This window comes from Kribbella sp. CA-294648 (genome assembly GCF_050943845.1).
Lineage (GTDB): Bacteria > Actinomycetota > Actinomycetes > Propionibacteriales > Kribbellaceae > Kribbella.
In genome coordinates, this window is record NZ_CP191981.1 from 8,537,568 (window position 1) to 8,557,563 (window position 19,996).

Annotated in this window: 20 protein-coding genes; 8 read left to right on the forward strand and 12 right to left on the reverse strand. The window is 67.5% G+C overall.

Features of this window, described 5'->3' with window-relative positions; translation table 11 throughout:
* Positions 1 to 19: 19 nt before the first annotated feature.
* A complete protein-coding gene (locus ACQPYM_RS40710) occupies positions 20 to 1,456 on the forward strand; it encodes a sensor histidine kinase (RefSeq protein WP_433012287.1) in 1,437 nt (478 codons plus the stop codon).
* A 149-nt stretch (positions 1,457 to 1,605) separates the two neighbouring features.
* Here the strand turns inward: ACQPYM_RS40710 and ACQPYM_RS40715 are convergent, their stop codons facing one another.
* Positions 1,606 to 1,950 (reverse strand): MerR family transcriptional regulator, encoded by a 345-nt coding sequence (locus ACQPYM_RS40715; RefSeq protein WP_433012290.1) that lies wholly within the window; start codon positions 1,948 to 1,950, stop codon positions 1,606 to 1,608.
* 488 nt (positions 1,951 to 2,438) lie between these two features.
* The gene (locus ACQPYM_RS40720; protein WP_433012293.1) at positions 2,439 to 3,644 is read right to left on the reverse strand and encodes an MFS transporter; all 1,206 of its coding nucleotides are present in this window, start codon (positions 3,642 to 3,644) and stop codon (positions 2,439 to 2,441) included.
* A 191-nt stretch (positions 3,645 to 3,835) separates the two neighbouring features.
* Between ACQPYM_RS40720 and ACQPYM_RS40725 the strand changes: the two genes are divergently transcribed.
* Complete coding sequence (locus ACQPYM_RS40725; protein WP_433012296.1) at positions 3,836 to 5,389, forward strand: trypsin-like peptidase domain-containing protein; 1,554 nt, start codon at positions 3,836 to 3,838, stop codon at positions 5,387 to 5,389.
* A gap of 384 nt (positions 5,390 to 5,773) precedes the next feature.
* On the opposite strand, the gene ACQPYM_RS40730 is transcribed toward ACQPYM_RS40725, so the two are convergent.
* On the reverse strand, positions 5,774 to 6,961 hold the full coding sequence (locus ACQPYM_RS40730; RefSeq protein ID WP_433012299.1) for an IS30 family transposase: 1,188 nt from the start codon (positions 6,959 to 6,961) through the stop codon (positions 5,774 to 5,776).
* A gap of 475 nt (positions 6,962 to 7,436) precedes the next feature.
* Here ACQPYM_RS40730 and ACQPYM_RS40735 point away from each other — a divergent pair, with 475 nt between their 5' ends.
* Positions 7,437 to 7,874: a hypothetical protein gene (locus ACQPYM_RS40735; protein WP_433012302.1), complete on the forward strand. Its 438-nt coding sequence runs from the start codon at positions 7,437 to 7,439 to the stop codon at positions 7,872 to 7,874.
* A 196-nt stretch (positions 7,875 to 8,070) separates the two neighbouring features.
* Positions 8,071 to 8,817 carry an alpha/beta fold hydrolase gene (locus tag ACQPYM_RS40740; RefSeq protein ID WP_433012305.1) on the forward strand — a complete coding sequence of 249 codons (747 nt, stop codon included), beginning with the start codon at positions 8,071 to 8,073 and terminating at the stop codon, positions 8,815 to 8,817.
* Here ACQPYM_RS40740 and ACQPYM_RS40745 read toward each other — a convergent pair.
* From ACQPYM_RS40745 to ACQPYM_RS40755, 3 genes are all read right to left on the reverse strand, one after another.
* On the reverse strand, positions 8,733 to 9,119 hold the full coding sequence (locus tag ACQPYM_RS40745; RefSeq protein ID WP_433012308.1) for a DoxX family protein: 387 nt from the start codon (positions 9,117 to 9,119) through the stop codon (positions 8,733 to 8,735). The two genes, ACQPYM_RS40740 and ACQPYM_RS40745, sit on opposite strands and share 85 nt — an antisense overlap.
* Before the next feature lie 220 nt (positions 9,120 to 9,339).
* Positions 9,340 to 10,689: a glycosyl hydrolase family 18 protein gene (locus ACQPYM_RS40750; RefSeq protein WP_433012311.1), complete on the reverse strand. Its 1,350-nt coding sequence runs from the start codon at positions 10,687 to 10,689 to the stop codon at positions 9,340 to 9,342.
* Positions 10,690 to 10,777: 88 nt separating this feature from the next.
* Positions 10,778 to 11,833, reverse strand: a complete 1,056-nt coding sequence (locus tag ACQPYM_RS40755; protein WP_433012314.1) for a LacI family DNA-binding transcriptional regulator — start codon at positions 11,831 to 11,833, stop codon at positions 10,778 to 10,780.
* 109 nt (positions 11,834 to 11,942) lie between these two features.
* Here ACQPYM_RS40755 and ACQPYM_RS40760 point away from each other — a divergent pair, with 109 nt between their 5' ends.
* From ACQPYM_RS40760 to ACQPYM_RS40770, 3 genes are read left to right on the forward strand one after another with little or no spacing between them, the layout of a single operon-like run.
* Positions 11,943 to 13,022, forward strand: a complete 1,080-nt coding sequence (locus tag ACQPYM_RS40760; protein WP_433012318.1) for a substrate-binding domain-containing protein — start codon at positions 11,943 to 11,945, stop codon at positions 13,020 to 13,022.
* A 31-nt stretch (positions 13,023 to 13,053) separates the two neighbouring features.
* The gene (locus tag ACQPYM_RS40765; RefSeq protein ID WP_433012321.1) at positions 13,054 to 14,085 is read left to right on the forward strand and encodes an ABC transporter permease; all 1,032 of its coding nucleotides are present in this window, start codon (positions 13,054 to 13,056) and stop codon (positions 14,083 to 14,085) included.
* Complete coding sequence (locus ACQPYM_RS40770) at positions 14,082 to 14,885, forward strand: ATP-binding cassette domain-containing protein (protein ID WP_433012324.1); 804 nt, start codon at positions 14,082 to 14,084, stop codon at positions 14,883 to 14,885. The genes ACQPYM_RS40765 and ACQPYM_RS40770 overlap by 4 nt, the downstream gene beginning before the upstream one ends.
* Before the next feature lie 51 nt (positions 14,886 to 14,936).
* On the opposite strand, the gene ACQPYM_RS40775 is transcribed toward ACQPYM_RS40770, so the two are convergent.
* The 6 genes from ACQPYM_RS40775 to ACQPYM_RS40800 all read right to left on the reverse strand — a co-directional run bounded on the left by ACQPYM_RS40775 (position 14,937) and on the right by ACQPYM_RS40800 (position 18,840).
* Entirely contained in the window at positions 14,937 to 15,650 is a 714-nt protein-coding gene (locus tag ACQPYM_RS40775; RefSeq protein WP_433012327.1) for a pirin family protein, read from the reverse strand.
* Between the two features lie 23 nt (positions 15,651 to 15,673).
* Positions 15,674 to 16,324: a DUF2797 domain-containing protein gene (locus ACQPYM_RS40780; RefSeq protein ID WP_433012330.1), complete on the reverse strand. Its 651-nt coding sequence runs from the start codon at positions 16,322 to 16,324 to the stop codon at positions 15,674 to 15,676.
* A 306-nt stretch (positions 16,325 to 16,630) separates the two neighbouring features.
* On the reverse strand, positions 16,631 to 17,242 hold the full coding sequence (locus ACQPYM_RS40785; RefSeq protein WP_433012333.1) for a dihydrofolate reductase family protein: 612 nt from the start codon (positions 17,240 to 17,242) through the stop codon (positions 16,631 to 16,633).
* Positions 17,243 to 17,326: 84 nt separating this feature from the next.
* Entirely contained in the window at positions 17,327 to 17,611 is a 285-nt protein-coding gene (locus tag ACQPYM_RS40790; protein WP_433012336.1) for a hypothetical protein, read from the reverse strand.
* Positions 17,604 to 18,140 carry an RNA polymerase sigma factor gene (locus tag ACQPYM_RS40795; protein WP_433012339.1) on the reverse strand — a complete coding sequence of 179 codons (537 nt, stop codon included), beginning with the start codon at positions 18,138 to 18,140 and terminating at the stop codon, positions 17,604 to 17,606. Before ACQPYM_RS40795 ends, ACQPYM_RS40790 begins: the two co-directional genes overlap by 8 nt.
* Positions 18,141 to 18,510: 370 nt before the next feature.
* Entirely contained in the window at positions 18,511 to 18,840 is a 330-nt protein-coding gene (locus ACQPYM_RS40800; RefSeq protein WP_433012342.1) for an L-rhamnose mutarotase, read from the reverse strand.
* A gap of 136 nt (positions 18,841 to 18,976) precedes the next feature.
* Here ACQPYM_RS40800 and ACQPYM_RS40805 point away from each other — a divergent pair, with 136 nt between their 5' ends.
* The gene (locus ACQPYM_RS40805; protein ID WP_433012345.1) at positions 18,977 to 19,744 is read left to right on the forward strand and encodes a VOC family protein; all 768 of its coding nucleotides are present in this window, start codon (positions 18,977 to 18,979) and stop codon (positions 19,742 to 19,744) included.
* Positions 19,745 to 19,996 lie beyond the last annotated feature (252 nt).

The following is a 19,996-nucleotide window of genomic DNA, read 5'->3' on the forward strand; positions in this document are numbered from 1 at the left end:
GCAGGAGAAGCTGCATCAGTTGAGCCTGCATGCCCGGGTGACACTGCTTGCCGCGGTCGCCGTCGGCCTGGCCGTCGCGTTCGTCAGCATCGGCGCCTACGTCACGGTCCGCCAGCAGATGTACCGCAACCTCGACGACAGCCTGCAGGACCGCGTCATCCAGGCATCCAAGAACGGCGTCCTGACCAGGTACCGCAACCTGCAGGTCGCCTCGGCCGACGCTCTCGGACTCAGCGACATCCGGGTCGGCATCTACCTGGCAGACGGGCAGATCGTCGGCCCGGTGGACAGCGCCCTCCCACCGATGGGCGCCACCGAACTGGCTGTCGCCCGAGGTACCGCGCCGGACGGCTACAGCATTCAGACAGTCGGCGTACCGAACCACAACCACGCCCGGGTCATCGCAGTACCGGCCGAGTTCTGCCCGCGGCGGGACGAGCAACGCTGCGAGGACGACCAGACCGTTCCGGCCGCGCTGGTCGTCGCGCAGTCGCTCAAACCGATCGACCAGACACTCCACAACCTGGGGATCGTGCTGTGGGCGGTCGGCCTGCTCGGCGTGATCGGCGCGGCCCTGGCCGGGAACGCGATCGCGCAGTCCGGGCTCAGACCGCTCGCCCGGCTCACCGGTGCCGCGGAACACATCGCCAGGACCGAGGACCTGACCCCGATCCCGGTCACCGGTTCGGACGAGATCACCCGGCTCGCGCTGGCGTTCAACGCGATGCTGGCCGCGCTGGCGCGATCACAGGATCGCCAGCGACGGTTGGTCGGCGACGCGGGGCACGAGCTACGGACACCGCTGACCAGCGTCCGCACCAATCTCGATCTGCTCGCCCAGGCCGACAAGCGAGGTGGGTTGCGGCCGGAGGATCGGCAGCAACTGCTCGATGACGTCCGCGCGCAGATGGACGAACTGACCACGCTGATCGGCGACCTGACCGAGTTGGCCCGCGATACGCCGCAGGTCCGCGACGCCGAGCTGATCGAACTGTCGAACGTCGTCGAGGACGCCCTGCTCAAGGTCCGCCGACGCGCTTCGGGGATCGAGTGGGACGTTCAACTGTCGCCGTTCCCCGTCTGGGGTGACGAGCGACTGCTGGGTCGCGCCGTGACGAACCTGCTCGACAACGCGGCGAAGTACAGCGTCCCGGACGACACCGCCGGCCACCGAGCCGACGGCGAGCCACTCGGGCGGGTCACCGTGCGCCTGCTGGACGGCGTACTGACTGTCACCGACAGCGGCCCCGGCATCGCCGAGGCGGACCTTCCGCACGTCTTCGAGCGCTTCTACCGCTCCAGCGAGGCTCGCAGCCGCCCGGGTTCAGGCCTCGGCCTGGCCATCGTCAAACACGCGGCCGAGCAACACGGCGGCATGATCTACGCCCGCAACGCCCCCGGCGCCGGAGCCCAATTCACCCTCTGGCTCCCCCACGCCGCCACCCAATCCCGCTAACCCCAAGCACCCCCGACAGGGCTCGCTCGCCTACGGCTCGCCTCGCACGGCGAGGAATGCTGGTTGCCCACCGAGCCAGCGCGGCGAGGCGCGTGACGAGGCGGCGCCGCAGCGCTTCACCCGCCAACCCGGCCCAGCGGGAGAGCGGGTCAGCTTTGTTCGGTGGGGGGCTGGAGCTTGGCGTTGAGGCGGAGGGCTTCGGCCAGTTGGTCTTCGAGGATGATGATCCGGCAGGCCGCTTCGAGGGCCGTGCCGTTGTCGACCAGTTCCCGGGCGCGTGCGGCCAGGCGGAGCTGGTAGCGGGAGTAGCGGCGATGGCCGCCCTCGGACCGCTGGGGAGTGATCAACTTCGCTTCGTCCAGGCTTCGCAGGAAGCCCGGGGTGGTGCCGAGCATCTCGGCGGCGCGGCCCATCGTGTACGCGGGATAGTCCTCGTCGTCGATGGCCGGCGGATTCTTCGGTTCAGCCAACGTCTGCTCCAGGCTTGGGGTCATGCCACCTCCGTGTCGAGGGCCCCGGCGCTAAGCACCGGGGCCCTGGGTTTGGATTCACCATCTACCGGCTCTCAAGCCGGCCTCTGCTACCGCTGTCTCAGCGGGGATCGCAAACTGCGTAACCGAGAACCACCTCCGTACGACGATGGGACTGCGGTACCCACCCAGCGCACATCAGCCAGGGCGGGCGATCCGGATGATGTAATCCTCTCCTTCTCTTCGGTGTACCAACTGATACTGCGAACTGCTTGTACTGCGGTACTGCTTCTACTGCGTGAACTACAGGTACTGCGACTGCTGTTACTGCCAACTGCTGGTACTGCGTTCGTGCGTACTACCTACTGCGTTCGGTACTGCGTGGGCAGTCGTTGGCTACCCGCATCAGCTTCTGCTGTTCTCTCTTGCGTCATCAAAAATACTAGCCACCTCGGTGGCAGAAGTCTAATCCCGCCACGTTAGATTTTCGTTCAGACTCGACCGAGCTTCCCTCACTCAACAGTCTGCTGGCTACGCGAGGCAGTTAGCTGCAGCACGACCACGACCGCGAGGATCGCCGCCGAGATCCCGAGGAGCCCGTTCGCGGACGAACCTGCGGTCAGCGCGACGCCGCCCAGCCCGCTTCCGAGCGCCGCTCCGAGCGAGATCGCACTCCCGTTCAACGCCATCACGATCGCCGCCGAATCCGGCGCCAGCGATGCCAACCGGGCCTGCTGCGGTACAGCGGCCCCGCCGTTGCCGACCCCTGCCGCGAAGAACCAGACCAGACTCCAGACCGCCGCCACCACCACCGGGGCGAGCATCAACGCGACCATGCCGAGCAGCGCATTCAGGAACAGTCCGACCAGAACCACCGTGAGCACCCGGATCGCGCTGAACCGGTCGACCAGCCGTCCGGTGACCGCATTGCCGGCCATGCTCGCGACGCCGTACCCGAACAAGATCGCGATCATCGCCCACTCGGCACCGAAGTACGGGCCGAGGATCAGCGCCGCGTAGGTGAAGCAGGCATAGCTGCTGCACAGGATTCCGGTGGTGACGAGCAGGCCGGCGACCAGCCGGGGCCGGCCGAGTGGGCGCAGGCGTTCGGCGAGCGTCCCGCCCGGTAGATGCAGTCGCGGAAGCCCGAGCAGGATGCCGGCCAACGCGATCGTGCCGACCACAGCAACCATGATCATCGGGAGCCGCCAGTTGGACTGCCCGAGCACCAGACCGACCGGTACGCCGAGCGCGGTCGCGGTCATCCAGCCGCCGAGCACGAATGACAACGCCTTGCCGCGGTGCTCGACCGGAGTCAGCGCGATCACGTAGCCGGTGACGGCCGCGTTGAGCAGGCTGCCGCCGACCGCCGCCACCACCCGGCCGCCGAGCGCGACCGGGTAGTTCGTCGCGATCCCGACGACCAGGTTGCCGAGCACGAACACGCCGAGCGCGAGCACGATCGTCGTACGGCGTTCCCAGCGTGACGTGACCGTGCCGAGCACCGGACCGGCCAGCGCGGCGGTGAACGCGAAGACCGACATCAGTTGACCCGCGGCGGCCGCGCTGACCTCCAGGTCCCCGGCGATCTGCGGCAGCAGGCCGGCCAGCACGTAACCGTCGATCCCCATCGAGAAGGTCGCGACCGCCAGCCAGATGAACGGACGGTACGAGAAGCTCCGCTCCTGGGCCGCCGCGGCGGGTCGCGTCTGCGTCATCGGCCAATCTCACCCCGAGCCGGTCGCCAGGGCAACAGAAATTTGACCAGAACTGCCCAGCCGCGCCCTTTGGTGAGCACATTTGGTCAACCTGCTAGCTGTGGTCGTCTTCAGCGGATCTTCATGGAGTTCTTCGGCTGCTCTGACGGGATCTTCAGCGGGTTCTCAGGTCCGGCCGCCAAGGTTGACCCATGACCGAGAACCAGCCGCACCAGCCGCAGAACCAGCCCGGTGACGAGTCGCCGGCGCAGGGTTCGACGTACGGGAACCAGTCTGCGAACCAGCCGCCGCAGGCCGGAGCGCCGGCGTTCGGCTCGGGTTCGCCTGAGCGCACGCAACAGCTGCCGATGGGTGGCTACGGCCAGCATCACCAGCAGCAGTACGCGCCACAGGGCGGTCAGCCGCAGAGCGGGCAGCCACAGAGCGGGCAGCCACAGAGCGGGCAGCCACAGGGTGGCCAACCGCAGAGCGGTCAGCCGTTGGGCGGGCAGCCGCGGGCAGGGCAGCACCCCTCAGGTGGGGGCGCTTACCAGCAAGGCGGGCAGGGCGGGCAGTTCGGGATGTCCGGGGCGCATCAGGGGACGCCACCGGGCCCGAGCTGGCCGTTCGGCCCGCAGCCGGCCGAGCCCCAGCCCCCGAAGCCGCCGAAACGCCGCGGCCTCGCACTGGTGGCAGCCACCGCGCTGCTGGTCGGTGCAGCGGGCGGCATAGGCAGTGCAGCCGTGTACTCCGCCACCAACGACCCCACGTCGAGCTCCTCGGTGACAGCCCCACTCAACGGCGGCCAGGCAGCACCTGTCTCCGCGCCGGACGGCTCGGTACAGAACGCAGCATCGAAGGTGCTGCCGAGTGTGGTGAAGATCGGCGTCGCTACCTCGCAGGGCTCGGGGACCGGGTCGGGCATCATCATCAGCAAGGACGGCCTGATCGTCACCAACAACCACGTGGTGGCGGGTGCCGGCAACGGCGGCAAGATCCAGGTGATGCTCAACGACGGGCGGACGCTCAACGCGACGATCGTCGGTACCGACCCGTTGACTGACCTCGCGGTGATCCGCGCCGACGCCAAGGACCTGACCCCCGCCGTACTGGGCAAGAGCGGCAACCTCGGTGTCGGGCAGGGAGTCGTCGCGATCGGTTCACCGTTCGGGCTGGAGGCGACCGTGACGAGCGGCATCGTCTCGGCGCTGAACCGCCCGGTGACGTCGGGCGACGAGCAGCGCGACAGTACGACGGTTTTCCCAGCCATCCAGACAGACGCCGCCATCAACCCGGGGAACTCCGGCGGCGCACTGATCGACCTCGCCGGCCAAGTGGTCGGAATCAACAGCGCGATCAAGACCGCCGGAGGATCGGGACAATCCGAAGGCGGCAACATCGGCCTGGGCTTCGCAATCCCGATCGACCAGGCCAAGCCGATCATCGACGAGCTGGTGGCCAAGGGCAAGGCCACCCACGCAAGGCTCGGCGTACAGGTCGGCAACGCGCAGTCCTCCGACGCGTTCCAGCAGGGAGCGACGATCGGCGAGGTGACGCCGGGCGGTGCGGCGGACAAGGCCGGCCTGAAGAGCGGTGACGTGGTCACCGCGATCGACGGCAAGGCGATCGCGTCAGGGGACGCGTTGGTCGCCGCGGTCCGTTCGCACCGCCCGGACGACGAAGTGACCATCACCTTCACCCGCGACGGCAAATCCCAGCAAATCAAAGCCAAACTAGGCTCCGACAACGGCAACCCCACCGGCTGACTCCCCCCAAACTCCGTCGTCCCCCACCCCCCGGGGACGACGGAGCCCCACCAGATAGGGACTGCGACCGCCCACCGAGCGGCCGCAGTCCCGCTTTATGTCCGGTACTGCGCCCACGCGAGCTCCGACGTCCGCTCCTACGTCGCTCCCTTCTCCGCCCGCTCCCACCCACCCCGAGACGCGGGCCCCTCCGTCGCCCGCTCAGCGAGTACGAGGTACTCGCCACCGCCGAGCCGCCCGAAACCGGAGTACCGCAAACCGGGCACTCGCGGCCGCAACCAGCTCTTCTGGCCGACTGACTGGCTCGGCGACTTGCGCTGTCAACACTCGGCCAGACGGCAACGCGATGCGGCTACGGACCGTGGAGGATATTCGCCGGCGAAATCAGGTGGTCGTCGCAACGCGGTTTAGGTCGTCGAGGATGAGGCTAGCCAGCATTTCGCTGGGGGTGTGGTAGCCGAGGCGTTTGCGGGGGCGGTCGTTGAGTTCGGCTGCGATGGTGGCGAGGTCGGTGGCGGTGTGGACCGATAGGTCGGTGCCTTTGGGTAGGTATTCGCGGATGAGGCCGTTGGTGTTTTCGTTGGTGCCGCGTTGCCAGGGGTGGTAGGGGTCGGCGAAGTAGACGGTGATGCCGGTCTGGGCGGTGATGCGGGTGTGTTTGGACATTTCGGTGCCGCGGTCCCAGGTGAGGGTTTTGGTGAACCAGTCGGGCAGGGCGGTCATCTGGTCGACCACGGCGCCGGCGACCCGGTCGGCGGTGTAGCCGTGGGGTAGGTGGAGCAGGGTGAGGTAGCCGGTGGTGCGTTCGACGATGGTGCCGACGGCGGAGTTCGACGCGGCCGAGCCCTTGATCAGGTCGCCTTCGTGGTGGCCCGGGACGAGGCGGTCTTCGACTTCTTCGGGCCGGTCGTGGATGGAGACCAGGCCGGGGATCTTGCCCCGGGTCTCGGTCTGGCCGCGGCGGCGGCGGGTGGTCCGGCCGCGCCGCAGACTGGCTTTGAGTTCACGGGTCAGTTCACCGCGCGGGTAGACGTACAGGCTCTGGTAGATCGACTCGTGGCTGATCTGCATCGCCTCATTGTCGGGGTGCAGCAGCCGGAGCCGGCCGGCGACCTCGTCGGGTGAGTACCGCTTGTCCAGCATCTTTTGCACCGTGGCGCGCAGCACCGGGCACCTGGCCAGCTTGGAGGACTTGGGGCGTCGTTGCCGCTGCCAGGCCATCGCGTTGGCCCGCTCGGGCTGGTACGCCCCGGCGCGCGGGTCGCGGTTGCGTTTCAGCTCCCGGCTGATCGTCGAGGCACTACGGCCCATCCTGCGGCCGATCTCACGCAGCGACACACCGGCCTCCTGGAGCCGGGCCAGCTCGTAGCGCTCGTCACGATCCAGATAGCGATCGCTGTAGGTGGTGCCGACTGGTCGATACACCCCACCCAGGCTGTGATGCAGCCGGTAGATGTAGGACTTCGACACGCCGCTACGCCGCGCTACCTCCATCGGATTGATCCCCTGTGCCAACAGATCCAGCACCACACGACGTCGCTGCTCAGACAACTTCGGTCCCGCCACAAACACCCTCCAAACTCAGGCGTTGCGACAATCCCCTGACAGCTAGGCCCCGGATCGGTCGCAGGATCCTCCCGAGACCTGGCGAACAATCTCCCCAAACCCACGAAGGCCGCAAGGAAAGGGCCTCAAAGGGGGTCTCATCCACCCCGCGCAGGCCCGTCGGCGGGGCGCCTCATCCAGTTGATCAGGCGTAGCGAGCTGAGGTGGACCCGCCGAATGCCGGTTCGGCGATCCATCGGGCGGACACCGTTCCGGTTGTTGAGGTTTGGCTGTGGCTGGATCGGGGGCGGGTAGGGTGACGGCGGTTCCGAGGTAGACGGAGGTTGGATGATCCTCGACGCTGTTTCCCCTCAGGGGCATTACTCCAGGCCGTGCTGGTTGGCCGGGCCGGCTACTGCGACGGGGCGATGAACTGAAAGTCGAACTTCAGCGGGTGCTGGCGGAGTTGCGTGGGCTGGTGGCTGGGCGGGAGGAGTGGCGGATGCTGAACGCGCTGCCCGCTGGGGCACAGGCCGCTGCGATTGGGGACGGGTTGCCCAGGTCCTTTCGGGAGTTCCTCATGGTGGCCGACGGTGCTACCTGCGGGGACGTCACGGTCTTCGACGGCGCGACGGTCGATCAGATGCAGTTCTACGCCGACCCTGTCGCCGGCGCCGCGATCACGCTTGGCCGTGGGGAATGGTGCTGCGTCGGTGTCATCTCTGATGAGCCCTTCTTCGTCAACCGGTCGACGGGGGCGGTCTGGTACTTCCCTGATACCGGGGTTGACTGGTGGATGTCGTCCGCGTTCGAGAAGGCTGCGGACGACTTCACCACCTTCTTCCTGCAGTGGGTGGCCGGACCGGAGTACGTCCGACTCTCCGCTACCGGACCCGAGGATCAATGGGCAGAACTGCTGAGGCACGCGGGCCGACTATGAGCCGCCCAGACTGACTCGAAACCCAACACCCAGATTGCTGGTGGGGTTGGATGGGGGTGTGAAGCAGGCTGAGACGTTGGAATTGACGCGGGCGGACGGGGCCGTGTTGCGGTACTGCTTGTACGGGTCTGGGGATGGGGATCCGGTGGTTTCGCATAACGGGTCGCCTAGTAGTCGGTGGAAGTGGCCGGCGTTGGTGGAGGCGATGGAGCGGAGTGGGCTTCGGTTTTTGGTTTATGACCGGCCTGGGTATGGGGGGTCGACGCGGCGGGTCGGGCGGGCGGTGGCTGATGCGGTGGGGGACGTGCGGGCGCTTGCTGATGCGCAGGGGTGGGAGCGGTTCGCGGTTTTTGGTGGGTCGGGGGGTGGGCCGCATGCGCTTGCCTGTGCGGCGTTGTTGGCCGATCGGGTCAACTCCTGCGCTGTGCTCTCGGGTGTGAAGCCGGCGGATCCGGGTTCGCCGGTGCTTGAGGAAGGTGAGTTGCGGGCCCGGATCGCTGAGGCTTCGGCGGAGATCATGGGGCGTATCGACGACGGGGGTCCAGAGCTGCCTGCCGGGCCGGGGCCGGCGGCGCGCGATGATCCAGAGGCTATGGCGCGACTGCGGGCGACCTTCGTCGACAGCACGGACGGGTGGGTTGATGACACCTTCGCCCTCGCTCAGCCGTGGGGTTTCGACCTGGCGACGATCACTGCACCGGTAGGCCTGTGGTCGGGAACCGCTGACGCCAACGTCTCCTCAGAGCACGCCGACTACCTCCTCGAGCACATCCCCACGGCCGAAGGTCACATCTACACAGGCGGCCATCTGCCCGGCCCTGAGGTGTACGACGAGATCTACAGCTGGCTGCACGCCTCTCAACCCACAAACGGCTCTGGCCCGAAACGGCCCCACGCGACGAATGCGGCCAAGGCGAAGAAACCGAGATCGCCCACCATGTAGCTCCACTCGCGGCGCACGATGCGGACAGTGGCTGCCCCGGTCATGATCAGCATGAGACCGAGCGCAGCCCACGCCACCAGTACCGGTGCGACGTCGACGACGGCGGGCAGGATCAGCCCTATCGAAGCCAGCACCTTGACCGCGCCGAGTGCCTTGATGAACCCGGCGTCGAAGTGATCGACGTAGTGCTGGCCCGCGCTGATCGCGCGAAACCGTTCCTTGGGCATCACCAGCATGGCAATACCGCCGGCCGCGAAGCCGACCGCCAGCAGGCAAGCCACGATCCACAGTGCGACGTTCATAAGACTCTCCCTCTGCCAGACCACCCTCTCGGTGGCACCTGCGCCCGAGACGAGGCAGCAGATCGAGGTGTGACATCGCTGAGGGGTCCAGCGTGCTCGGGCCAGCGTGTCCATCAGCGCGGTGGACATCACGGGTTTCCCCGTACTGCGTGCCGATGGTCAGTCGTCGCATTTCGGCGGTGATGCCGCCGTGCAGCGCGAACCCATTGTTTGCGGCCGGTCAGCGGCTCTGGAGGGACTTGACGTTGTCGCCGAAGGTCCAGTTCTTGGAGCCGTCCCAGTTGATCGACCAGGTCATCAGGCCTTTCAGGGCTCCGTTGAAGCTGTTCCACGACTGGGCGACCAGGGATGGAGCCATGTAGCCGCCACCGGCGCCGGGCTGGGCCGGGAGACCGGGGACCTGCTTGTCGTACGGGACGCGGATCGTGACGCCCTGGATGACCAGGCCGTTGTTGAGACAGGTGGTCTGGGCGACGAAGCCCTGCACCGTGCCCGCGGAGTACGAGTCGCCGGAGCAGCCGTACATGCTGCCGTTGTAGTACTGCATGTTGAGCCACCACAGCCGGCCGTTGTCGGCGTACTTCTTGATGATGGGCAGGTAGGAGCCCCAGATCGAGCCGTAGGTGACGCTGCCGCCGGTCACGTACGCCGTTTCGGGGGCCATCGTCAGCCCGAAGTTCGACGGCATCTGGGCCAGCACGCCGTCGATGATCCGGATCAGGTTGGCCTGTGAGGTGGACAGCTGGTTGATGTTGCCGCTGCCGGTGAGGCCGGTCTCGATGTCGATGTCGATCCCGTCGAAGTTGTACTTCTTCAGCAGCGGTACGACGGTCGCGACGAACCGGTCGGCGACGACGGACGAACTGAGGTCGATCCCAGCGGTCGCGCCGCCGATCGACATCAGGATGGTCAGACCGGCCGCCTTCGCGGCGCACATCTCGGCCGGGGTGGCGACCTTCACGGTCGCGTCCATCCCGTCCTCCCACTTCACCGTGCCGTCGGAGAGGATCACCGGGAACGCCGCGTTGATCACGTTGTAGCCGTGCTGCCCGATCCGCGAGTCGGTGATCGGCGTCCAGCCGAACGGCGGATGGACGCCGTTCGAGGCACCGTCCCAGTTCTCCCAGTACCCGTGCAGCACCTTGCCGGCCGGCCGCGACTTCACCGGACAGGTCGCCGTCCCCGGCGGCGGCGTGGTCGGAGGCGTCGTCGGCGGGGTGGTCGGTGGAGTCGTCGGTGGCGTGGTGGGCGGAGTAGTCGGTGGTGTTGTGGGCGGCGTCGTGGGCGGGGTGCCGTCACAAGCGCCGAGGTCGAGCCAGAGCGAGGGGGCCGCGACCGGGTTCCAGCCGGCACCCGGGTGCGCGGTATGCGCGGCCCGCGCCTCGTACGACCGGCTCTGGTACGTCACCTTGGCCCCAACGGAGTAGCTGACCCCTTCAGCCCACGCAGGTCCAGTACAAGCCACCTGTACCGACGAATGCCCGGCCTGGGCCGCCACCAGTCCGGCCGACGCGAGGAGCAGCCCCGTTGCGATGGCACCCGCGAGCACACTGCCGACCCGACGGTTCATGGCCACTCCTCACCAAATATGCAATGACCTTTCGTTTGTTCACGGTAGGGGTCGGACCCGCACCCCGCCACGACATGTCGGAAACCCGTCAGGCAGGTGGAGGGATTTCGCCGCTACCCCGGCGTACCAGGGTCGGTTCGAGTACTACGTGCTGTGGCGGGCCGCTGTCACCGGCGAGCCGGTCGAGGAGGATGCGGCCGACCTCGGTACCGATCCGCCGGACGTCCTGCCGGATCACGGTCAGCGCAGGCTCGATCAGATCGGCCAGCGGGAAGTCGTCGAAGCCGACCAGAGCGACTTTCCGGGCAACGTCCGCTGCCCGCAGAGCGCGGACCGCGCCGATGGTGATGATGTTCCGCCCGGTGACGAACGCGGTCGGAGGGTCCGCGGTACCGAGCAGTCCGGCGATGACACGAGCCGCTTCGTCCTCGCTGCGCACGCTGTGCACGAGCAGCTCTGGGTCGAAGCCGAGGTGGGCTTTGTCGAGCGCGGCGCGGTAGCCGGCGATCCGTTCCTGCGCGGTCTCGATCTCGTGCAGGTCGCTGAGCATCGCGATGCGCTGGTGCCCGCCCGCGATCAGATGCGCGGTCGCCAGGTCCGCGCCGAGCTGGTTGTCGATGGTGACCGAGTCGCAGTCCACGCCGTGCGGCCTTCGGTCCACGAAGACCAACGGGAGCCCCGCGCGGCGTTCGCTCAGCAGGTACTCGTGCCGATGGGAGGCCGGCATCAAGACGAGGCCGTCCGCGCGACGGGCCACCAGATCGGACACGATGTCGCGCTCCCGCTCGGGTTCCTCATCGAGGCTCGCAGCGAGGACCGACAGACCGGACGGCCGCAGGGTGTCCTCGAGCGCGCGCAACAGGCCCGCCGAGAAGCTGTTGCCGACGTCCTGCAGCAGGGCACCGACGATGCCGGACCGAGCGTCCTTGCGGCGCAGGGTGCTGGCGCCGAGGTTGTGGCGGTAGTCGAGCCGCTCGGCGGCCCGCAGTACCCGCTCCCGTACTACGGCCGACGCACCGGGCTCGCCGTTCACCACCCGCGACACCGTCTTGACGCTGACGCCGGCCAGTTGAGCGACGTCCTTCATGGTCGACCGGGCGGGCCGTTCGCCGTCCGATCCGGAGTGCGTCAACGTTGTCGTCATGCGCCGCAGTATTTCCGATCGAGACCTTGACCACAAGGTTCGGAGGGTGCTCTCCTTCTTACGTCAACGTTGACGTAAGAACATTCGCTCTCCTTGGATGGGACCTGATATGCACCTCACCACTCGTAAGGCGCGGCTTGCCGTCGCCGCGTCCGCAGTGCTCGGACTACTCGCCCTGACGGCGTGCGGCGGCTCCGACGACCCGGCCGCTGCGGCGAACGAGAAGATCGGCGTCTCGCTGATCACCAAGGACTCCACCAACCCGTTCTTCGTGGCCATGCAGAAGGGCGCCAAGGAGGAGGCCACCAAGAACAACGTCGAGCTGACCGTCGCCTCCGGCAAGGCCGACGGCGACGAGCAGGGCCAGGTCCAGGCGATCGAGAACGCGATCGCGCAGGGCCAGAAGGGCATCCTGATCACCCCGAACGGTCCCGGGGTGAACAGCGCGATCAAGAAGGCCCGGGACGCGGGCCTGTACGTGATCGCCCTGGACACGCCACCGGACCCGGCCGACACCGTCGACATCACCTTCGCCACCGACAACTTCGAGGCGGGCAAGCTGATCGGCCAGTGGACGGCCAAGCAGCTCGCCGGCAAGCCGGCCACGATCGCCCTGCTCGACCTGTTCAACGACAAGGTCGTGTCGGTCGACTACAACCGGGACCAGGGATTCCTGACCGGCCTCGGGATCGACGTCAAGGACCCCAAGAAGAACGGCGACGAGGCCAAGTCGGGCACGGCCGGTTCCAGCAGCTACTCGATCGTCTGCAACGAGCCGACCCAGGGCGCCGAGGACGGTGGCCGCTCGGCGATGGAGAACTGCCTGACCAAGAACTCGAACATCAACGTCGTCTACACGATCAACGAGCCGGCCGCTGTCGGTGCCTACAACGCCCTCAAGGCAGCCGGTAAGGCCGAGGGCGTCCTGGTGGTCTCGGTCGACGGCGGCTGCGCCGGCGTGAAGTCGGTGAAGGACGGCGTGATCGGCGCGACGTCCCAGCAGTACCCGTTGAAGATGGCCGCCCTCGGCGTCGAGTCGATCGCGAAGATCGCCCGCGGCGGTGAGAAGCCCAAGAACTCCGAAGGCCTCGACTTCTACAACACCGGCGTCGCCCTGGTGACCGACAAGGCCGCCACCGGTGTCACCAGCATCGACACCGCGAAGGCATCCAGGCTGTGCTGGGGATGACGGTCCGGTTCTCGTCCGCGGAGGTGACTAGATGACAGTGCAAAGCACCACTCCCGGGGCCGCGGCCAAGGAGCTCGCCCGCCGGGAGCACACGACCAGCCAGCGGATCCAGCATCTGCTCCACAAGCATCCCGCGCTCAGCCCGGCACTCATCCTGCTGCTCACGGTGATCTGCTTCACCGCCGTGAACCCTCGATTCTCCAACCCCGCGGCACTGTCCCTGCTGGTTCAGCAGACCGCTGTCGTCGCGGCGCTCGCCGTGGGTCAGACGTTGATCATCCTGACCGCCGGGATCGACCTGTCGGTCGGCGCGATCACGATCCTGTCGACCATGGTGATGGCCACCCTGGCCGCGGAGAACGGGTGGCCGGCCCTCCCTGCCCTGGCCGCCGGGGTCATCCTGGGGCTCGCGGCCGGCGCGCTGAACGGGCTCCTGGTGACCCGCATCGGCTTACCACCGTTCATCGTCACACTCGGCACCTTGAGTATCTTCACAGCCATCGCTCTGCTTTACTCCGGTGGCCAGAGCATCCAGAACAACCGGCTTCCCGACCTGCTCAACTGGACCGGCGAAGGATTCTCGATCGGCCGGTTCACGGTCACCACCGGCGTACTGATCGTCGTCGCCCTCTACCTCGTCGTCGGGTTCGCGCTCAGCCAGACGGCCTGGGGCCGGCATGTCTACGCGGTCGGCGACGACCCGGAGGCCGCCCGGCTCAGTGGTGTCCGGTCGCGCCGGGTTCTGTTCAGCGTCTACGGTGTCGCGGGTCTGATCTACGGCATCGCGGGCTGGGCCCTGATCGGTCGCGCGGGCGCCGCCAGTCCGAACGCGATCGTCGACGCCAACCTGGACAGCATCACCGCCGTCGTCATCGGCGGCACCAGCCTGTTCGGTGGCCGTGGGGGTCTGCTGGGCACGTTGCTCGGCGCCCTGATCGTGCAGGCCTTCACCATCGGGTTGTCGCTGGCCGGCGTCGATGCGCAGTACCGGCTGCTCGCCGTCGGGATCCTGGTCATCGTTGCCGTCTCGGTCGACCAGTGGATCAGGAAGGTGCGCTCGTGACCGCCACGATCAATCCGCCGGAGGCCACCAACCTGGGCGTACCGATCCTGTCCGCCCGCGGACTGGTCAAGACCTTCGGACGGGTGATCGGCCTGGACGGCGTCGACCTCGACCTGTACGCCGGTGAGGTGCTCGCCGTCATCGGCGACAACGGCGCCGGCAAGTCCACGCTGATCAAGTGCCTCACCGGAGCCCTCATCCCCGATGCCGGGCAACTGAGGCTCGAAGACAAACTGGTCTCCTTCCGTGGTCCGCAGGATGCCCGCGCGGCGGGGATCGAGACGGTCTACCAGACGCTGGCCGTGGCGCCCGCGCTGGACATCGCGAGCAACCTCTATCTCGGCCGGGAGGAACGCCGGAAGGGCCCGCTCGGCAGCGTCTTCCGGATGCTCGACCACCGCGGAATGCGCGACCGGGCGGCGGCAGCGGTCCGGGACCTGGGGATCCAGACGATCCAGAACATCCAGCAGACCGTGGAAACCCTGTCCGGCGGCCAGCGCCAAGCGGTCGCGGTCGCCCGGGCGGCGGCCTTCGGCAGCAAGGTCGTCGTCCTCGACGAGCCGACCGCGGCCCTCGGCGTGAAGGAGTCCAACCAGGTCCTCGAAATGATCAAAGGACTGCGCGAGCGCGGGCTGCCCGTCATCCTGATCAGCCACAACATGCCGCACGTCTGGGAGGTCGCCGACCGCATCCACATCCAGCGCCTCGGCCGCTGCGCCGGCGTCATCACCCCGCAGTCGCACACCATGACCGAAGGCGTCGCCATCATGACCGGCGCCACCAGCCTCCAGGACGAATAGCTCCACCACGCGGACGGACCGGCCTCTGGGGTCGGTCCGTCCGTGGCAGTTTTAGGCGGTCATGGTCCAGAGCAGTACTTCGGCGCCAGCTGGGCCGGCCGTCGCGCACTGCCCATCAGCGCCGAGAACCCGCGCCGCATCGCCGGCTGCCAGGTCACCCACACCTTCCAGGGTTATGTTGCCTAGAGCAATGAAGAGATGCGCGTAGGGTGCTGGCGGCAGCTGGATTGACTGGCCGGGGGTGAGGCGAGCTGCCGAGAGGCCCGCGCGGTTCTGGTTGATGCGGACAGCTGTGGTCCCGGCATGTTCCGGCAAGCCCGAGGCGATCGGGACAAGCTCGCCACTGGCCAGCCGGTCGTCGACTTCTGCTTGCGCGTACGACGGGGGCAGGTCGAACTCACCAGGGCGGACCCACATCTGCACGTAGTGGACCGGCTCCTCGGTGTCGTTGCGTTCGGAGTGCTGGATCCCGCTGCCCGCACTCATCCGCTGCACCAGACCCGGATAGATGATCCCACTGTGCCCTTGGGAATCCTGGTGCAGCAGAGCTCCCCGTAGTACCCAGGTGACGATCTCCACGTCCTGATGGGGATGCGTGTCGAATCCGGTGCCTGGGGCAACCACTTCGTCGTTGTGGACCATCAGCAGGCCGAACCGGACGTTCGCCGGATCGTAGTACGGCCCGAACGAGAACGAGTGCCGCGAGTCAAGCCAGTCGGTCCGCGTCCGGAACCGGTCGTCGGCCCGCCAGATCTCCACGCTCATGCCCCCAGTGTCCCGCAACCGGCTCAGAAGAGAGCGTCCTGTCCAAGCTCACGCGGAGGCGACTCGACCCTCTCGAGCGGAACAGTCAGTACTGCGCCCGCCGCCGCGCGCCCGAGACTCCAGCCGGCCAGCACGTGGGTGTCCAGCAAGACGAGCCCGGCCGACGTTTCGACGTACAGGTCGGTCCCGATCGTGCACGCGATCCGGCCGGTGATCACGCCCTCCGGTACTGGCGTTTGGAGCACTGCGGCGGGTCGCAGCCCATCGGCAGGTAGACCGTAGGCGGCGGTGTGATCACGGACTTTGATCTCGCCGCGACTCTGCCCGTCAGGCCATGGCAAGGCGGAGATCTGGTTGGCGACGTTCAGCAGGCTGACTTCGCGGTCGGCCAGGGAGCCGGGTTGGTCTCTGGCGCGGCGCTTGCGGGACGTGCTCACGCGATCGGGCAGACCGAGGGTGGTGATCAACAGGTTCTCGACCCGGCGAGCACCGAGCAGGCTGCCGGTGGAGATGAAGGTGGAGGCCAGCGCACCCTGCTCCAACAGTCGAGCGTCGCCCCGCTCGGCGGCCGTGATCCCGACTTTGACGACGCTGCCGTGGTGAGCTAGATAGACAGAGAACGGCCGCGGATCGTCGAGCCGGGTGTCCGTCGCGATCGAGTTGGACCGCTCCATCGCGTGACAGTCAGGACACTGAGAAGTCCGCCCACCCGGCGCAAGAACAGTCTCAACCGAGCACCCGATCCGCCGCCCCGCCCGCCAGAACCCCACACACCGCCGGTCCGCCCCGAACCCGAACGCCAGCTCATCCCCAACCCGCAACAAACTCCGCCGTACTTCGCCCGAAGCCCCCAGCCACTCCAACCCAGCGACCCCGTCACCCCAACTGAGCCCGGTAACCCGCCAACCCACCACCTCACCCCCACGCCGCTCCACCGATCAAGGGTAGATGGCGGTCCGGGGCACTGGGACCGGTACAGGTCAGGGGCGTTGGTAGTGCAGCGACACCGCGCCGGAGACCGGGAAGGTGGTGGCCGAGGTGAGCCGCCAGTTCGAGGCGTGGCCGTCCGGGAGCACCCGGGTTCCAGTGCCGAGAGTCGCGGGCAACATCGTCAGGTAGAGGTCGTCGATCAGATCAGCCGCCAGCAGCGTCCGGATGATGCTGGCGCTGTTCAGCACGAGAATGCCCCGGCCCGGCTGCGCCTTGAGGTTCTTCACCTCGGCAACGGCATCGCGAGCGACCCGGGCGTTGGTCCACTCGGCCTTGTCCAGGTCGGCCTGCTCCAGAGTGGTGGAGAAGACGACCTTCTCGACCGACGCCAGCCAGTTCCCCAGGTCCCGGGTGCGGGCCGAACTGGCTGGGTCGCTGGTGATCCCCGGCCAGACCGAGGTGAAACCCTCCCAGTTCGTCCGGCCGAGGAGCGCAGTACCCACCCCTCGCCAGATTCCCTCGTAGTAGATCTCGCTCTGCTCACTCGCGATGTGTGCCATCGCCCAACTCATGTCGTCCTGCGGCCCGGTGCCGCTGTAACCGTCCATCGACACGGTCACCTCGGCGCCAACCCGACGACCGGGGGTGGTGGTTTCAGTCATCAATCTCCTCCATCCGAACGGAATGCTGGTGAAAGTAGATGACGTCCAGAGGTCACCGATCAGGGCTGCTGCCCTGGTTTCGAATTAGCTAGAAGGATCGGTCCGTGCCGCCTCTGCGGCGGTTCTGTGGGTCAAGGTGCACTGGCCGTCGACGCAGGTGCGTTCTAGGCGGCCTCTTGAGATGGTTTGGATCAGGCCGATTGTCCAGCAGGTTGGGCAGCCGCGGAGGGCTAGCAGGCCGATCGGGGCCAGGAGTAGCGAGAGGAAGCCTACGAGCGGGATCAGGGCTATCGATCCGGCGAGTGCGCCGAAGCCGATGGCGCCGCGGATGAGGTGGCGGGGCAGCGACGTACTGGCGAAGTCAGTCATGTGGCTCCTCGAGGTAGGCGTGTACTGCGGTCCGGGCGCGGTGGAGTCGGGACTTCATCGCGGCGGTGCTGAGACCGAGGGTGTCGGCTACCTCGCGACCTGGTCGGCCTTGGACATCTCGCAGTACGAGGACATGGCGCTGGTCCGGTGGGAGGGCTGCGATGGCCGCTGCGACCCGCTCGACCTCCAGGCGGTGGAGGACGTCGTCCTCGACGGAGCGAGTGGGCGGTTCGACGGTCGGTACCGGCTGGCGCAGGAGCAGGCGGGATCGGCGTACGCACTCGTTGCGGACGATCCGGAACATCCATGAAGCCAGCGCCCGGGACGCCCGCAGGGTGCCGATCTTGCGATAGAGAATGATCACCGCCTCCTGGGCGGCATCCTCAGCATCTTCCGGCGTGGCGCACAACGAACGCGCGAACCGCCGGACATGAGGGTGCGACCCGGCCACCAGCGCGCTGATCGATTCCGCGTCCCCACCCTGAGCCGCGACGACCAGCGCCTCGTCCGGCCAACGCCCCTCACCCACGCGAGCTCCTCCGCTTCCGCAGCACCGTGACAGTACACATGCAGATCAGCAGAGCCGCACCGACGGCGATGGCAGCAATAGTCATACCCAACCTCCAATTCCAGGCCCGGCCCAGTAGCCGACACCTGAATAAGAGAGCCCGACCCCACCAAAGGATTCACCCCACCCACCAACCCGCTCGCCAGACGCCGAGCTCCGTGCCGAAGAACAGGAGGTATTCCGCATTTCCGGCTCCTCGGCCAACCCGGTGAGCGTGGCCGGCCGCCCGACGACGACCCACCTCCTGTCCCTCGGCACACCCAAACCACCGGCGGCCCATCACCAGCCGGGTACGACGGCGGAGCAGCCGGTGTAGGCGGCGTGGGAGGGCCTACTTGGTTTGTTCGCTCATGGTCCAGACGTGGCGGAGGGACTGGCCGGCCAGGCCGTCGGGGTTTTGGGCGAAGCCTTCGACGTACTGGCTCATGTGTTCTTGCCAGCGGCGGTCGACCGGGTCGTTGGTGAGTTTCGCGACCGCGGCCTCGTAGTCGTCGCACTCGACCAGGTGGAACAGGTCGCGGCCGCTGCGCCAGATGCTCCAGTCGTGGATGCCGGCCCGGGTCATGACGGTGATCAGTTCGGGCCAGACCCGGGCGTGCTCGAGCTCGTAGGCCTCTTCGGTGCCGGGGATCAGCCGGCTGTGCAGTGCTAGACGGGTCACAATCGTGCAGGATACGCCGCGCAGTGACCGAACCGTTATCGGAACTCCGGGTGATCGTCTCGACGTGGCCGGTAGTCCCTGGCAGGTTAAGGGGCGGTTCTGGAGACCGCATTCCAAAGGGACACGGGAGGACCAGATGGTCGAGCAGAGCGTGCCCTGGCCGACCGGTACGCCGAACTGGGTTGACCTGGCGGCCGACGACACCGGTGCCGCCGCCGAGTTCTACACCGGCCTGTTCGGCTGGGACTGCGAGTTCCAGAGCGAGCGCGACTACTGGATCTGCAAGCTGAACGGCAGCGATGTCGGCGGCATCGGCCACAAGCAGCCCGGCACCGAGCACCTCCCGAGCCGCTGGACCACCTACCTGGCAACCGACCACCTGGACCAGACCCTCCAAGCCGTCACAGCTCACGACGGCACGCAACTGATGGAACCGCGCGAGATCGAGTTCCACGGCCGGATGGCGATCGCCGCCGACCCGACCGGCGCCGTCTTCGGGCTCTGGCAGGCCGCCGACCACATCGGTACCGAACGCACCACCGACCCCGGCACACTCGTCTGGAGCGAGGCACTGAGCGAGGACTACGAGACGGCGCGCCAGTTCTACATCTCCGTCTTCGGCTATCGCGCAGAGGAGATCGGCGGCTTCGAGACGCAGTACGCCGCCCTGTACGCCGCCGACAAGCCCGTCGCGGGCACCGGTCGCCTGCACCCCGACTTCCCGGCCGGTACGCCGCCGCACTGGCTCCCGTACTTCGCGGCTGACAGCACCGACCGGACCATCGACCAGGTCACCCGGACCGGCGGGAAACTCCTCGGCGAACCGCTGGACACCGACTTCGGCCGGCTCGCCGTCCTGGCCGACCCCGAGGGCGCCCGGTTCGCCGTGATCCAGCTCGGCTGAGCCGGCCGACGGCCGCAGCAGGAGCCGGCGTACGACGAGGGCCGCCCGGAAGGCCGATCCGCGCTGTAAATCAAGGCGATTCGCGGACGCAATCGTCGGTGACTTAGGCCTCGCACGCCAACTTCGTGGGCCGCTCCCGCGTCGTAGAGATGTCCATGGCCTGCCAGGTGAGGATTTTCCCCCTCGTGGCAGGCTGGCCACACGCCGAAGACTGTTCCTGGTGTGTACCCGTCGCCGTGCGAGAGTTGAGAA

Coding starts and splice junctions, on each gene's coding strand:
- ACQPYM_RS40715 (WP_433012290.1), bottom strand. CDS start 1,950: ATGACCCCAAGCCTGGAGCAGACGTTGGCTGAACCGAAGAATCCGCCG.
- ACQPYM_RS40720 (WP_433012293.1), bottom strand. CDS start 3,644: ATGACGCAGACGCGACCCGCCGCGGCGGCCCAGGAGCGGAGCTTCTCG.
- ACQPYM_RS40725 (WP_433012296.1), top strand. CDS start 3,836: ATGACCGAGAACCAGCCGCACCAGCCGCAGAACCAGCCCGGTGACGAG.
- ACQPYM_RS40735 (WP_433012302.1), top strand. CDS start 7,437: ATGCTGAACGCGCTGCCCGCTGGGGCACAGGCCGCTGCGATTGGGGAC.
- ACQPYM_RS40745 (WP_433012308.1), bottom strand. CDS start 9,119: ATGAACGTCGCACTGTGGATCGTGGCTTGCCTGCTGGCGGTCGGCTTC.
- ACQPYM_RS40750 (WP_433012311.1), bottom strand. CDS start 10,689: ATGAACCGTCGGGTCGGCAGTGTGCTCGCGGGTGCCATCGCAACGGGG.
- ACQPYM_RS40755 (WP_433012314.1), bottom strand. CDS start 11,833: ATGACGACAACGTTGACGCACTCCGGATCGGACGGCGAACGGCCCGCC.
- ACQPYM_RS40760 (WP_433012318.1), top strand. CDS start 11,943: ATGCACCTCACCACTCGTAAGGCGCGGCTTGCCGTCGCCGCGTCCGCA.
- ACQPYM_RS40765 (WP_433012321.1), top strand. CDS start 13,054: ATGACAGTGCAAAGCACCACTCCCGGGGCCGCGGCCAAGGAGCTCGCC.
- ACQPYM_RS40775 (WP_433012327.1), bottom strand. CDS start 15,650: ATGAGCGTGGAGATCTGGCGGGCCGACGACCGGTTCCGGACGCGGACC.
- ACQPYM_RS40780 (WP_433012330.1), bottom strand. CDS start 16,324: ATGGAGCGGTCCAACTCGATCGCGACGGACACCCGGCTCGACGATCCG.
- ACQPYM_RS40785 (WP_433012333.1), bottom strand. CDS start 17,242: ATGACTGAAACCACCACCCCCGGTCGTCGGGTTGGCGCCGAGGTGACC.
- ACQPYM_RS40790 (WP_433012336.1), bottom strand. CDS start 17,611: ATGACTGACTTCGCCAGTACGTCGCTGCCCCGCCACCTCATCCGCGGC.
- ACQPYM_RS40805 (WP_433012345.1), top strand. CDS start 18,977: ATGGTCGAGCAGAGCGTGCCCTGGCCGACCGGTACGCCGAACTGGGTT.